We start from the raw sequence: 270 nt of genomic DNA, 5'->3' as shown, positions 1-270 counted from the left end.
AAAATAAATGGAATCCATGCAGCAAAATCAATTGAAATCTCAAGATTTCTCACAGAGGATCTTATGTTTTGTCTCGAATGATATTATAAATTATAATGACATTTTTGTATATAAGCTTCCTTACTACTCCGCACATACATCCGCTGGAACCCAACAACCCGCATCGATCATGGAAGATACGGCGATCCGAAAGAGCCGCTCACAATCGATGCGCGTCGAGAATCTTGTGGGCGGTTTCCTTGGCGCGCTCCGATTCGGTGTAAATCCAAC

1 protein-coding gene is annotated in these 270 nt (G+C 42.6%); it reads left to right on the top strand.

The window, feature by feature from the left end:
• Window positions 1–16 precede the first annotated feature (16 nt).
• Window positions 17–270 (top strand): hypothetical protein (locus tag L9G74_RS20700; RefSeq protein ID WP_238898641.1); only part of this gene is annotated, 254 nt, incomplete at its 3' end.

The sequence above is a fragment of the Shewanella electrica genome, assembly GCF_022321485.1.
In the GTDB taxonomy this organism is placed as follows: Bacteria; Pseudomonadota; Gammaproteobacteria; order Enterobacterales; family Shewanellaceae; genus Shewanella; species Shewanella electrica.
This window is presented reverse-complemented; position numbering and strand designations above follow the sequence as displayed.